Source organism: Hydrosulfovibrio ferrireducens (assembly GCF_046883345.1).
GTDB lineage: Bacteria > Desulfobacterota > Desulfobulbia > Desulfobulbales > Desulfurivibrionaceae > Thiovibrio > Thiovibrio ferrireducens.
In genome coordinates, this window is sequence record NZ_JALKCW010000022.1 from 63,653 (window position 1) to 76,954 (window position 13,302).

General features: G+C 58.5%; 13 protein-coding genes. 1 reads left to right on the forward strand and 12 read right to left on the reverse strand.

Going from position 1 to position 13,302, the window contains the following annotated elements:
* Window positions 1–170: 170 nt before the first annotated feature.
* Window positions 171–1,523, reverse strand: a complete 1,353-nt coding sequence (locus tag MWR57_RS10475) for a phosphohexomutase domain-containing protein (RefSeq protein WP_423124766.1) — start codon at window positions 1,521–1,523, stop codon at window positions 171–173.
* Window positions 1,524–1,597: 74 nt separating this feature from the next.
* Here MWR57_RS10475 and MWR57_RS10480 point away from each other — a divergent pair, with 74 nt between their 5' ends.
* Window positions 1,598–2,191 (forward strand): hypothetical protein, encoded by a 594-nt coding sequence (locus MWR57_RS10480; protein ID WP_423124767.1) that lies wholly within the window; start codon window positions 1,598–1,600, stop codon window positions 2,189–2,191.
* A gap of 219 nt (window positions 2,192–2,410) precedes the next feature.
* Here the strand turns inward: MWR57_RS10480 and MWR57_RS10485 are convergent, their stop codons facing one another.
* The 11 genes from MWR57_RS10485 to MWR57_RS10535 form a co-directional block, all read right to left on the reverse strand.
* Complete coding sequence (locus MWR57_RS10485) at window positions 2,411–3,754, reverse strand: class II 3-deoxy-7-phosphoheptulonate synthase (RefSeq protein ID WP_423124768.1); 1,344 nt, start codon at window positions 3,752–3,754, stop codon at window positions 2,411–2,413.
* 138 nt (window positions 3,755–3,892) lie between these two features.
* Window positions 3,893–4,468, reverse strand: coding sequence for a type I restriction enzyme HsdR N-terminal domain-containing protein (locus MWR57_RS10490; protein ID WP_423124769.1), 576 nt, complete (start codon window positions 4,466–4,468; stop codon window positions 3,893–3,895).
* A 360-nt stretch (window positions 4,469–4,828) separates the two neighbouring features.
* A complete protein-coding gene (locus MWR57_RS10495; protein WP_423124770.1) occupies window positions 4,829–5,719 on the reverse strand; it encodes a dihydropteroate synthase in 891 nt (296 codons plus the stop codon).
* 215 nt (window positions 5,720–5,934) lie between these two features.
* The gene (locus MWR57_RS10500) at window positions 5,935–6,912 is read right to left on the reverse strand and encodes a sensor domain-containing diguanylate cyclase (protein ID WP_423124771.1); all 978 of its coding nucleotides are present in this window, start codon (window positions 6,910–6,912) and stop codon (window positions 5,935–5,937) included.
* Window positions 6,913–6,953: 41 nt separating this feature from the next.
* Window positions 6,954–8,027 (reverse strand): PAS domain-containing sensor histidine kinase, encoded by a 1,074-nt coding sequence (locus MWR57_RS10505; protein WP_423124772.1) that lies wholly within the window; start codon window positions 8,025–8,027, stop codon window positions 6,954–6,956.
* A 75-nt stretch (window positions 8,028–8,102) separates the two neighbouring features.
* A complete protein-coding gene (locus MWR57_RS10510; RefSeq protein WP_423124773.1) occupies window positions 8,103–9,416 on the reverse strand; it encodes a hypothetical protein in 1,314 nt (437 codons plus the stop codon).
* Window positions 9,413–10,144, reverse strand: coding sequence for an outer membrane lipoprotein-sorting protein (locus MWR57_RS10515; RefSeq protein ID WP_423124774.1), 732 nt, complete (start codon window positions 10,142–10,144; stop codon window positions 9,413–9,415). Before MWR57_RS10515 ends, MWR57_RS10510 begins: the two co-directional genes overlap by 4 nt.
* 13 nt (window positions 10,145–10,157) lie before the next feature.
* A complete protein-coding gene (locus MWR57_RS10520) occupies window positions 10,158–10,544 on the reverse strand; it encodes a NifB/NifX family molybdenum-iron cluster-binding protein (protein ID WP_423124775.1) in 387 nt (128 codons plus the stop codon).
* Window positions 10,545–10,585: 41 nt separating this feature from the next.
* Window positions 10,586–11,824 (reverse strand): ABC transporter permease, encoded by a 1,239-nt coding sequence (locus MWR57_RS10525; protein WP_423124776.1) that lies wholly within the window; start codon window positions 11,822–11,824, stop codon window positions 10,586–10,588.
* A complete protein-coding gene (locus MWR57_RS10530) occupies window positions 11,817–12,518 on the reverse strand; it encodes an ABC transporter ATP-binding protein (RefSeq protein WP_423124777.1) in 702 nt (233 codons plus the stop codon). The genes MWR57_RS10525 and MWR57_RS10530 overlap by 8 nt, the downstream gene beginning before the upstream one ends.
* A 35-nt stretch (window positions 12,519–12,553) precedes the next feature.
* Window positions 12,554–12,934, reverse strand: coding sequence for a hypothetical protein (locus MWR57_RS10535; protein WP_423124778.1), 381 nt, complete (start codon window positions 12,932–12,934; stop codon window positions 12,554–12,556).
* Window positions 12,935–13,302 lie beyond the last annotated feature (368 nt).

Below are 13,302 nucleotides of genomic sequence, written 5' to 3' on the forward strand. Positions count from 1 at the left end.
AACAACTAGTCAGCAGACCGGCGTGTGGGGTGTTGTGCATCCTCTCTCCTGACGGAAGTGTTGCGAGCGTGTTGCGGAAAACTTCATGGTAGCAGCAAAAAAAAATATTCGTCAAGCAAAGGAGATGCATCGGCAGACTTTGTTTGGGGCGGGGGCAGAATAAGCCTGATTTAGCCCCGGATCAGGGTGAGCAGCTCCGCGGTTTTTGCCTCCAGCAGCGCGGCATCGCCCCTGGTTTCCACATTAAGGCGCAGGACCGGTTCGGTGTTGGATTTGCGGATGTTGAAGCGGAATCGCTCCGCGGTGAAGCTGAGGCCGTCGGTGTAATCCTTTGCCCCGGGGGTTTCGGCGTAAAAATCCTCCACCGTGGCGATGACCGCGTCCGGGTTTGCCACCCGGCTGTTGATCTCGCCGCTCACCGGAAAGGCTGCCTGCCGGGCGCGCACCAGTTGGGACAGGGGGCGGCCCGTTCCGCTCAAGATCTCGGCGACCAGCAGCCAAGGGATCATGCCCGAATCGCAGTAGGCAAAATCGCGGAAATAATGGTGGGCGCTCATCTCGCCGCCGTACACCGCATCCTCACTCCGCATGCGCTCCTTGATAAAGGCGTGCCCGGTCTTGCTCATCACCGGCAGGCCGCCGGACTGCTCCACCAGCTCCCGGGTGTTCCAAATCAACCTCGGGTCGTGGATGATCTTGCCCCCTGGATGTTTGGCCAGCATGGCCTGGGCCAGCAGACCCACCAGGTAGTAGCCCTCGATAAACCCGCCCTGTTCGTCAAAGAAGAAGCAGCGGTCAAAATCGCCGTCCCAGGCAAGGCCGAAATCCGCGCCATGTTCGCGAACCGCCTGGGCCGTGACTTCCCGGTTTTCCGGGAGCAGGGGGTTGGGCACCCCATTGGGAAAGGAGCCGTCCGGCTGCCACTGCACCCGCATGAATTCAAAGGGCAGTTTCGCGGCCAGCCGGTCGATCACCGGCCCGGCGCAGCCGTTGCCCGCATTGGCCACGATTTTGAGCGGCCTCAATGCCTGCCGGTCAACATAGCCCAGCAGGTGCTCGATGTAGGCGGGTTTGTTGTCCAATTGGGTCAGAGTGCCGGGCTGATTTGCTGTAACCCGATGCTCTGCCGCGGCCAACCGCTCGATCTCCCGCAGGCCGGTGTCGCCGGAAATGGGCCTTGCTCCTTGGCGTACCAGCTTCATGCCGTTGTAATCCGCCGGGTTGTGGCTGGCGGTGACGATGATCCCTCCTTCCACTTCAAGATGGAAGGCCGCGAAGTAGATCTCCTCGGTGCCGGCCATCCCCAGATCCACCACATCCACCCCGGCCGCGAGAAAGCCGTTGATCAGCGCCTTGGCCAAGGAGGGGCTGGAGATCCGGATGTCATGGCCGATGGCCACTTTTTTCGGGGCGAATTGGGCGCTGTACGCCTGGCCGATGCTGAAGGCCAGGGAGTCGTTGAGTTCAGCGGGCACGCGGCCCCGGATGTCGTAGGCCTTGAAACAGGGAAGGAGCGAGGGCATGGTGGAACTCTTTGAAGGAATGCTCGTTTTCGGGTAGATTGATTTTTTTGTCAAGACAACAAGGATACCTAAGCATGGAAGCCTCTATTCTGCAACCGGAACTTGCCGCGAAAATCGCCGATCTGTACAGCCGCATGGAAAAGGCCTACGACCTCGTTGCCAGGCAGCTCGATTTCACCTGCGACGGCTGCCCGGACAATTGCTGCGATTCCTATTTTCTGCACCACACCCATGTGGAGTGGGCGTACCTCTGGGTGGGGCTGATGGAGTTAGCGCCGGAACGCCGCAAGGGAATCGAAACCCGGGCGGCCGAATATGTTGCGGCCAGCGAGCGGGCCTTGGCCAGGAATGAACGGCCGCAGCGCATGTGTCCGCTCAACGAAGAGGGGCGTTGCGGCCTGTACCTCCACCGGCTGATGATCTGCCGGATGCACGGGGTGCCGTCCAGTCTTACCTTTCCCAACGGCAAGGTGCAGAAATTCCCCGGCTGTTTCCGCTGCCAGGAGATCGTAGGGGATCGGCCGGCTGTGCCCATGGTGGAGCGGGCGCCTCTCTTCCGGGAGCTGGTTGCCTTGGAGCAGGAATTGCTCGGCGTACAGCAGGGCCAATTGCCCAAGGTCAACAAGACCATTGCCGAGATGATCCTGGCGGGGCCGCCGAGACTGTAAGTTTTTTCAGGAAAGCGAATACAAAAAAAGCCCGATGCATGGAGAATGCACCGGGCTTTTTTTGTATTAGGCTCCCCCTCCCTTGCCGGGTGGGGGCTGGGGGGTGGGTGAATGTGCCAGCAGGGTTGCCTCTGTCGACTTCCCTCTCACCCTACCCCTCTCCCGCGAGGGGAGAGGGGTCTTTTAAAGAAAAGCGGTTTTTCCTTTTTTGCGAGGTCCTTACTTCTCCCGCATCAGCTCCGCGATCTGGAAGGCCAGCTCCAGGCTCTGCTCGGCGTTGAGGCGCGGGTCGCAGTTGGTCAGGTAGTTTTGGGCCAGATGGTGATCGAGGATCTTTCTCCCGCCGCCGGTGCATTCGGTGACGTTGTCCCCGGTCATCTCAAAATGCACCCCGCCGGGCACTGTGCCCTCGCTCCAGTGGATCTCGAAGAACGAGCGGATCTCGCTCATGATCTCGTCGAAATTCCGGGTCTTGTGGCCGCACTCGGCGGTGTAGGTGTTGCCGTGCATGGGGTCGCAGCTCCAGACCAGCTTGAAGCCTTCTTTTTTCATCTCCCGTGCCAGATTCGGCAAGCCGTTGTTGATCTTCTTCGCGCCGAACCGGGTGATGAGGGTCAAGCGGCCCGGCTCGTTGTCCGGGTTGAGAATACTGACCAGCTTTTTCACATCGTCGATGTCGTGGTTGGGGCCGATCTTGACCCCGATGGGGTTATGCACCCCCCGGAAAAATTCCACATGCGCCCCGTCGATCTGGCGGGTGCGCTCGCCGATCCAGAGCATGTGGGCCGAGCAGTCGTACCAGTCGCCGGAAGTTGAATCCTGGCGGGTCAGGGCCTGCTCGTAGCCCAGGAGCAGCGCTTCGTGGGAGGTAAAGAAGCTGGCCTGATTGAGCTGGGGGATATCGGTGTCGATGCCCACGATGCGCATGAAGTTGATGGCCTGGTCGATCTGGCGGGCCAGCTTGTCGTAGAGCTGCCCCTGGGGGGAGCGGCCCACGAACTCGTTGTTCCAGGAATGCACCCGCTCCAAAGAGGCATAGCCGCCCATGGTGAAGGCGCGCAGGATGTTCATGGTGGCGCAGGCCAGGTGGTAGCCCTTGAGCATCCGCTGCGGATCGGGCCGCCGGGCCTCGGGGGTCGGCTCGATGGCATTGACCATGTCGCCCCGGTAGCTGGGCAGCTCCACGCCGTTTATCATCTCGGTGTCGGCGGAGCGGGGCTTGGCGTACTGCCCGGCCATGCGGCCCACCTTGATCACCGGCTTGCCGCCCGCGTAGCTCATGATCACCGCCATCTGGAGGATAACCTTCAAGAGCTCCCGGATGGAAGGGGCGGTGCACATGGAGAACTCCTCGGCGCAGTCGCCGCCCTGGAGCAGGAAGGCATTGCCCTCGGCGGCCAAGGCCAGTTGTTTCTTCAGGGTGCGGATCTCCCCGGCAAAGACCAGGGGGGGGAGCTTGGAGATGGTCTGCACCGTCTCGGTAAACTCGTTTTTATCCGGCCAGTTGGGCTGCTGCAGGGCGGTGAATTTCTGCCAGCTTGTCTTGCTCCAGTGCTGTGTCATGGTGCTTTCTCCAAGGGATTACTTTTGCCACGAAAACCACGAAAATTTTTATGGGTGCGCAGGTCGTGGCGGGCTTTTTTCTGGGGAAACAGGTTTTTTATTTCGTGTTCTTTCGTGGGTTTCGTGGCAAAAAAAAATTCAGCCTTCTTTCGCCCCTGGCAACGCACAAGGCCCGCCCGCGCAGCAGACCTCCACATCAAAGGCATTCAAGATGCGCAGCTCCGGTTCCCGCCGTTGCGGGACGACGGGGGTGAAATCCAGGTCGGGCAGCATGGCGACAATCTGCTCCCTGGTGGGGATGGCTTCAAGCCCGGTGGCCAGCACCTTGCCGGTTTTCGCGTTCAGCAGCTCACCGTCTTCGCCGTTGGTCACCACCGCCAGGGGGATCATCTGATCTTCTTCCAATACCCTGGCCGCGGCAATGGCGGCCCGTTCCCTGGTCACCAGCGAACCGGGGCCGTAGCGGAGCACCATCACCCGCTGTTCCCCGATGCTCACCACGATATCGATTTTTGAGGCCACGAACTGATGGGCGAACAGGGTTTCGATCCTGCGCCGCATCTCCAATTCGTTTTTGGCAAAGCCCCGTTCTTCCACGAGCAGCCGGGCCAGTTTCTGGCGGTAGCGCTCGTCGTCGGTGTCCACCAGCGGTTCGCCGGTGACGTAATCAACGAGGTTGCCGTAGATCATGTGGTGCGTGGGAATGTCTGCCATAACTTCTAGGCCTCAAATAAAGAGCAGTCAGAGGAATACGTTTTTTCCTTCTGTTCATTTCTTTGCTTGCCCAAAGAAACGAACCAAAGAAAGGGCACCCTGTGTCTCTTGTCCCGCCGTAGGCGGGATGCCCGGAGTTTATGCCCCGCAGGGGTACTCCTCAAAGCTGCCGGGATGTTGCAAACTCGCTACGCTCAAACAGTGCAACCTCCCTTTTCGGCAGCTTTTCCGGTGCTCGGCTGCGTGCCAATGGGATTGTAACTGCCAAACCTCCAAACAAAAAAAGAGGAGGCCGCAGCCCCCTCTTTGAGAAAGGCCGTCCCGAATTCGAGAAAGCGGCCTCCATATGATACCGCTTTTTTACAGAGTCAGCCAGGACTCGCTGAACACGTTCTGGCCGGAGAGCACCTTATAGGTTTTATAGTGCTCCAGCGCGGTGCCGGTGAGGCCGGAAGGATCGGGGTCGTTGCCGTCCATCATGCCATGGACCATGTCCACCAGGTTCTGGCGCTCGCCCTTGCAGATCGCCATGAGCTCGCTGTCGTAGGAATTGACGATGGCGGTGGTGATCCCGTGCTTCATCAGCATGATCAGGTAGGTGCGGTCCAGGTACTTGCGCAGATGCTCGGCCACGCCGTTGCTGACGTTGGACAAACCCACGGTGGAGCCTGCGCCGGGAGCGATCTCCTGCAGCATGGACATGAACTCAAGACCGGAGGCGATCTGGTCGGCGCCCAGGGTGATGGGGGTGCCGATCGGGTCGAAGAGCATTTTTTCGTTGGGGATACCAGCCTCGGCCAGGGCCATCATCAGGTCAACGGCCATGGCGCAACGTTCGTTGGAGTCGCGGGGCATGCCCTCCGGACCCCAGAGCAGGGCGATAACATTGCAACCGGCCTCGGCGGCAACGGGGATGAGTTTTTCCATCCGCTCGGGCTGGGCGGAGATGGAGTTCATGATCGCGGCTTCGCGGTTTTTCACTACCTTGAATCCGGCGGCCATGGCGTCGGTGTTGGTGGTATCCAGGCAGAGGGGCACGGAGCTTGCCGCTTCCACGGTCTGTACAATCCAAGGCATCAACTCGATTCCGTCCTTGCGGGCCGGTCCGATGTTGAGGTCCAGGTAGGAGGCGCCTGCGGCCGACTCTTCCTTGGCCATTTCCTGAACCGGGCCGGGGTTCCGTTCCTTCATGGCGGTGCCGCTTCTCTTGCCCATGATGTTGATGCTTTCCGCGATGGCTGCTACCTTCATTGTTTTCTCCCGTGCTGTGGTTTCAATCGTAACTATTTCTGCCGCTCCCGATGGAAACGGCGGTTTTCCCGCGTGTAAGAGTGCATGGTAACGTGGGAAAATAGCGTTTTACACAACGGATGTCAACAGGCAACAGGGCGAAGCGGTGTAAAAAAGTGTCGAATTGGCGCGGAAATCGGTGGATATACCTATCGGTCGCATCCCGGTAAAAAGCCTTATTTTTCCTTTTCGCTGTAAGGCTTGCTCTGGTTTTTCATGGCGTACATTTCCCGGTCGGCAATCTTGAAGAGCGTGTCGATATCGGTACTGTCCGTGGGATACACACTCATGCCGATGCTGAGTTGTATGCTGGTTTGAAATGTATCGCAGATAATTTCCGTGCCGATTTGCTCCAGAATCTTCTTTTTTAGCGTCGCGGCATCGGCATGGGAATTCACATGGAAGAGGCCGACAAACTCGTCGCCGCCGAATCGGGCGATGATGTCCTCTTGGCGCATGATCTTTTTCAGATCCCTGGCAACCCGCTTCAAGACATGGTCCCCTGCTTCGTGGCCATATGTGTCATTGATCTGCTTGAAGCCGTCCAGGTCGATATAGGCCACGACCAGCATCCAGTCCATGCGTGCTGCCTCAGCCATGCCATGGGTGAGATGCTCCATGAAAAGTGATCTGTTGGCAAGGCCGGTGAGCGGATCATGGCTTGCCACATGTGCGAGTTTTTCCTGCAAGGCTTTCAGATCGGAAATATCGCGGTTGCTGCCCCGGATGCCGATGTTTTCCCCGGCGCTGTTAAATACTGTTCTGCACACATGGTGAATCCATTTTATTTCCCCGTCCCGTGAGCGGATCATGAATTCCAACGGCTCTACCTTGCCGCTTTCGGTCATGGTGTGCCGGTGTTCCTTCCACTTATGCCAGTCATCGGGAACAATAATATCCTGAAGCAGGCTGGGCTTTTTGTAAAAATCATCGGGGGAGTAACCGGTTATGCTCTCGCAGGAGGGGGAAACATAGTGGTAATTCCCGGCAACATCCTGCCAATATTCCCAGTCATAGGCAAATTCGGAAATGACAAACAGGGCTTCCTCCTGGCCGAGAAAAGATTCTTCGAGAACCCGAAGCTTTTCGATCATGGCCTGGAGTTCCGCGATGGTCGACTGCACCTGATTTTTATGCATCTCAAAATGGTTCATGCCGTTTCTCCCTCATGCCTAGGATGTGTGAATTTCCAGGGTTATGGCCGGCGCATGTCGCCCTGCGGCAACCGGATGAAAAAGGTGCTGCCTTTTTCCGGGCAGCTTTCCACTTCAACGCTCCCGCCGTGACACGCCAGGATGGTTTTAGAAATTGCCAGGCCCAAGCCGGAGCCGTTTCCGTCATGGTTTTCTCCGCGGTAAAAAGGCTCAAAGATCAGGGGGAGCTTTTCCGGAGGAATGCCCGGGCCTGTATCGGCAACCGAAAAGAGAAAGGATGTGCCTTGACGGGTCAGGCCGACAGTCACGGTGCTTTTGGGGACTGTATATTTCACGGCATTGGCAATGATGTTGGTTAATGCCCGCTCAAGCATAAAGGGATCCGCGTGTGCAAGAAACCCGGTTTCCGGGGGCGCCTCGAATCGAAGTTCGACCTGTTTTCTCTCGGCGGCAATGGAGAGATTTGTGAAGATTTTCTTGACGAGCGGCACAAGGGCTGTCTCGGAAAAAACCGGGAGACATTCGTGCTGTTCGAGGCGGGAGAAATCCAGAAACCCGGTTATCAGCGCCTCAATATTTTTCATATTATTGCTGACGACAGAGAGATATTGTTGCTGCTTTTCAGTGATGTTGCCGGTTTTTCCTTCGAGGATCCTGTTGATGAAGCCGATCGAGGCCAGCAGCGGGTTCTTCATGTCGTGGGCAAACATGGAAAGGATATTTTCCCGCTCCCGTTGCATTTTTTTCAAGGAGGTAATATTGCGAAAAAGCGCCGCGCCGCCATGAAAAATTCCATTTTCATCCAGCAGCGGGATGGTGGTTACGGATATATTGATTTTCAACCCATCCTTTCTGACAATTTCCGTTTCGGTGTTCACGGCCCCTTGCCGGTGTGCAAAAACATGTTCCAGAAGCGGACAGGCATGGGTCGCGGGTGAGGCATGGAACAGTTCATGCGGTGTGCCCAGCACCTCATCCCGGCTGAAGCCGGTTATGTTTTCCGCTGTTTTATTAAACTCGACAATCAGGCCCTCTTTATTGATGACCATGTAGCCAACCGGCAGGTTGTTTGTGATAATTTGGAAAAGTTTTGCCTGATTCAATGTGTCCGGCATGATGGCTCACCTGATATGTTTGGGCTGCCCGGGGTCATGGCCTTTTCTGGAGCTTGGCGATGGGACGTCATGCAATCAGAAGAAATAACGAGCCCTCAGCTCCAGTTTGTTGCTGTTTTGCTTTTCGCCGTACTCGCTCGATTCGGCGCCGCTGAGCCAGGAAAAGCGCAGGCGCGTTTCCCAGTTGGTAAATCCGGTATAGACAATTTCCGGGCTGATGGAGCGGCTCTGGTCGTCGAGGTTGACGATGACGGTTATTCCGGGGCTGAAGTAGAGAATGTCATAGGGCTCCTTTTGGGTGAGGCGCACATAGAGGTAGTTGCGCCCGTTTTGCGCTCTGTCGTATCCGGACTCGGAGGCGACCTCCGCCCGCTGGAGCAGGGCGTCGTTTCCCGTTGCCTGAAACTGGCTGTAGCCGTCGGCAACGAGCTGGAAAAAGCGATCCGTTTCCTGCTCGGTGTAGCCGTCGTCGTTGTGATAGAACTCGACAATGGCGGTGAGGTCGGTTTCCGTCAGATAGCGGGCGCCGAGGAGATAACTGGTGTCGCTGGTTTCCCGTTGGACAAGGGTATCCCCGCTGAGCACCTTGTACCGCTGTTTGGGGATATGGGCCAGTTCGCCGTGCACCTCGAGGTTGGCGGCCAGGTTTTTGGAAAAATCCACGCCATAGCGGGTGGTCCGGCTGTTGCCGCCGTACCAGAGCAGATCGATGTCCGTATCCTTGTACAGCAGGTAGAGCTTGGCCGCCAGGTTCACATTCTCCCGTTCGCCGAAATCCTCGTTCACTCCTTGCCAGACCGGCAGGGCCACACCGGTAAGGGCCACGGTCTGCAACTCTCCGCCGTAGCTTTTGATCAGATCAAAGCCCGCCCCGAGATACCCTTCCATGGCCTCTTCCGGGTTATTGGGGTCCTTGGCCCGGTCGATGAAGCCCACGGGATTCCAGGCGTATCCCTTGCCCCATTTGAAAACCTTTTTGCCCAGATCGAGGGTGAGGTTCGGGGTCGCCTTGATGCTGGCATACCCTTCAAAAATATCCGCCCGGTCGTGCCAGGCAAGATCGTCCTGCGTGCCGGTTGCCTGCAGAACCCATTTGAAGGTTGTCATCCCCCGGCTCACGCTGCCGTCAAGCTGGAGGGTTGAGCTCAGGCTCTCCAGGGAGGAACGCGGGTTTTTGTACAAATTGAGGGCGGAGAAGGCTCCGTCCTGGTTGATATCGCTCCGGTCCCATTTGGCCTCCACATACCCTCCCCACACCCGGTCTTTTTTTTCGAACTCCTCCAGGTCGAAGCCGTATTCCTCTTCCGCCCCGGCCAAGGCGGGGAAGGTGGCAAGCGAGAGGAGTCCGAGCAGGGCGGCAAGGGTTTGCCGGTGGGGCGCTATTTTCATCGCAGCTCAACTACCCGGGGCAGGTAGTTGAGGGTGAAGATCTCGTCGGCCATCTCTTTTTTCTGGATCTTGGCATAGATCATCACCGACTTGTACCCCTTGTACAGGGGGCTGTCGGTTTCAAGCACCGAGGGGCGGACGATGCCGCCGCCGAAGTCCTTGATCTCCTTGTAATAAAGGGTCTTGATGAGCATGCCGCTGGCGGCGTAGCATTCGATCCTGGTCGGCACCAGGGCTTTTTTGTCCACCGTCATCTTTATGCGGTCGTAGGCCACGGTGGCGCTTTTCGCCTTGAGATCGATGAGGTAGGCGCCGCCTGCCTCTTCCATCTTGGTCGGCGCATATTCGGTGCTGTAGTCGAGGCGGAGGATGTCGGAGTTGTTGAAGACCCCGCCCACCACCGATTGCAGGCTGGTGATGCGGATGGGCTTGCCAACATTGGGGATGTAGAGCCACATGTTGTCGTCGAGGCGCAGGGTGGCGCGGCCCTTTTCACTGGCCGGGGCGAGGAAAAGGGCCACCATCTTGTCGCGGCCCTTGCGGACGCTATAGAGGACGAACTCCTTCTTGCTGCCGTCCGGCTCAATGTTGATGAGCTTGCGGTATGTCTCCGAGGATTCGGGTTCAAGATTGCGGTCCACCCTGGCAAGCACCTCGTCGGCGGTCAGGGCGAGGGCCGGGCTGGCGGCAAAGAACAGGGCAACAAGGGCTGCGACGATGCGGGACATGGCTTTCTTCCTCCTATTTTGCCTTTACCGCCTCGACGGCAGGGCCGGTAGCGGTTCGATGGGTCATGCCCTTGTTTTTCATGGCATTGGTCATGTTGGCCCCAAACTCCCCGGCGATCACGGTTTTGATCCCCTTGGCCGCGAGAAAGTCAACCACCTGGGGGCCGGCGCCGCCGGCGCCTTGCCGATAGGGGTTGGCCAGGGCCTCGGCCAATTGACCCTTGTCGTCGAAAAGGAGGAAATAGGGGGCCCGGGCCGCCAGCTTGCTGATTTGGGCCGTTGGGGCAGACCCCTCGGCGGCCACGGCAATGACGGCCTTGCCGGCCGCCGCCAGGGCACCGGAGGCGGCAAAAAGCGAGAGAGCAACAACAAGCAGCGGGATGAGCATCTTTCTGGTCATGGTGGTTCCTCCTTGGTTGGGGTGAACAATCTTCCTTCTTCCTATAAATGTCTAAGCGCTTTGATCGGATCCATGCGCGAGGCCTTGAAGGCGGGTTGCAGGCTGGCCAGCACCGCGCCGGCGATGACGATGAGCGAGATCATCAGAAGCTCCTTGGGATCGACCGTGGCCTGAAGGATCAACCCCTTCTGGCGGCCGAAGTCGTAGGAGATATGGGAGATATTGAGCACCCAGACCAGCGCTGTTCCCAGAACCCCGCCGCTGATCGCCCCCGCCACTCCCAGGCTGAAGCCTTCCAGCAGAAAAAGGCCCAGCACCTTGCCCGGCAGGGTGCCGATGGCCGCCATGGTGCCGATCTCGCGGATCCGCTCGTAGACCGCCATAATCATTACATTCATGATGCTGACGAGCACTATGGCGATGAGCATCAGCTTGATGAAGAAGGTCATCACGTCGATCATTTTTGCGATGTTGAAAAAGGGCGAGAGCTTCTCCCAGGTGTGCAGCTCGAAGATCGGCTTCTGCATCTGGTTGAGTTCCTTGGCAAGGAGGGTGTCGAGCCGGGCGCTCACTGCGTCAAGCTGGTCGAACCCCTTGAGGCGGATAGCCACCTCGCTCACCTCGCGGCCTTCCAGCCTTAGGATCTCGGCGGCGTCCTCGCTGTGGAGATAGCCGTCCCGGCCGCCGGGTCCGGTGGCGCTCTCCAGGATCGCGCTCACCACCATGGGCTTGCCGTTTACCGAGCCATCTTTGTTGGTGGCCACGATCACCACTGTGTCGCCCACCTTGACCTTCATCCCCTTGGCCAAAAGCTCCGGCAGCCAGAGCTTGCCGCGCACAAGGGTCTTGTCCCCTTCCAGCACCCGGCCCGCCAGAAGCGGCACCGTGGCAAGCTCCCGCTCGGGCTCCACTCCGTTCAAGCGGATGTTGGTGGTTTCGGTGAAGGTGCTGAACATGGCCCCGAACTTGATCCGGGGCGAGTAGGCCGCGATCTCCGGCTGGGCGTCGAGGACCTTTTCGAGGCGGGCTATGGCCCCACCCATGAGGTTGAGATTGAGGGGCAGGTTATCGATGGAGGCCACATAGCCCTTGCGGTGGACCTGGAGATGGCCCAGCATGGCGTCGGTGTTCTGGGCGATCATCATTGCCTTGAAGGAGCCGGTCACCGCCACGAAGACCAGGACAAAGATCACGCCGATGGCGATGAGGGAGGCGGTGAGCAGGGTGCGACGCTTGTAGCGTAGCAGGTTGCGGACAGCGATCTTCACGAGGCTACCCATGGTTTTGTCCTCCCTTGCCGTGGTTCATCAGCTTGCCGTCTTCCAGGGTATAGATTGTCTCCGCCTCGCCCACCACCTTGGGGTCGTGGGTGGAGAAGATGAAGGTGGTGCCGGATTCGTCCCGCATCGTCTTCATCAGTTCGATGACCTTGTAGGCGGTCTGATGGTCCAGATTGGCGGTGGGCTCGTCGGCCAGCACCAGCTTGGGGTTGGTGATGAGCGCCCTTGCCACGGCCACCCGCTGCTTCTGGCCGCCGGAGATCTGGTCGGGGTACTGTTTTTGCTGTTTCTCCATGCCCACCGCTTTGAGCAGCGTCATGACCCGGTCGCGCCGTTCGGAGGCCGGGGTTTCCAGCACCATGAGCAGGGGGTATTCGATGTTTTCGTAGACGGAAAGCACCGGCAGCAGGTTGAAGTCCTGGAAGATGAAGCCGAGGGTCTCGCCCCGGAAGCGGGCCCCTTCCCTGCGGTCGAGGCTTGCCACCTCGGTGCCGGCCACGCTGAGACTGCCGCTGGTCGGTTTATCCAGGCAGCCGATCATGTTGAGCAGCGTCGATTTGCCGCTGCCCGATGGTCCGACAAAGGAGACAAAGGCGCCGGGCTCGATGGTGAAATCCACCCCCCGGATCGCCTCCACCCGTACCTCACCGATGATGTAGGTTTTTTCAAGTCCTGTCGCAGTCACGAGCGCCATGGTTTTGCCTCCAAAGGTGTTGCCAAGGTTTGGGTTTATCGCCGTCCGCCACCCATGGAGCCCCGGTTCATGCCGGAACCGCCTGAGCCCATGCCTCCGCCGGAGCTCATACCGCCGCCGGAGCTGCCCATGCCTTGCCTCTGGCCGTTTTTCTGGCCAGATCCGTCACGGGGGGCATTTCCGGGCTGGCCCACGGCCTTTTGCCGTTCTTCCGGGCTCATCTTCTGGACCCGGTTTTGCCATTCGTTCTGGAAGGCGTTGCGTTCTTCCACCGTGGACTGTTTCATGCTTCCGCGCTTTGCGGCCAGCTCCTCGTTGGTCATGGCGCTGTAGTCGGTGGCGGCCCAGGCCATGGTGGCGGTGAGCAGGGAGCCTGCCAGGATGGCGCTGATCCGGAGCATCGTGCGTGTCTTCATGGGGGTGGTTCTCCTTGTGATGAAATATGTATTGTGGGAAAAACGGGTCTGCAAAACTCTGTGCGTCAGTATATCACAAATCATGCCATAACCAACAGACAGTGCACCATTCTCCTGATTTACCGAGGATAATTCCAGATCGGAGTGGCGATGATTTTTTTGGCCAAGGGAAAGTCTGGATAATTTGTATCCAGCTCCCGGCCGCCAACCGAGTAGTTTTTGCCCAGCGTGGTGTTTTGTCGCGGAATTACGGACAGGGTTTCACGTGAAACGCGCGGGAAATCAACAGCGGGCACGCGGGTGGAGCCATTGGGGAAAAACTGAGAAATCCCGCCCCCGATAAGGGATTGCGGGGCGTACCGGGATAA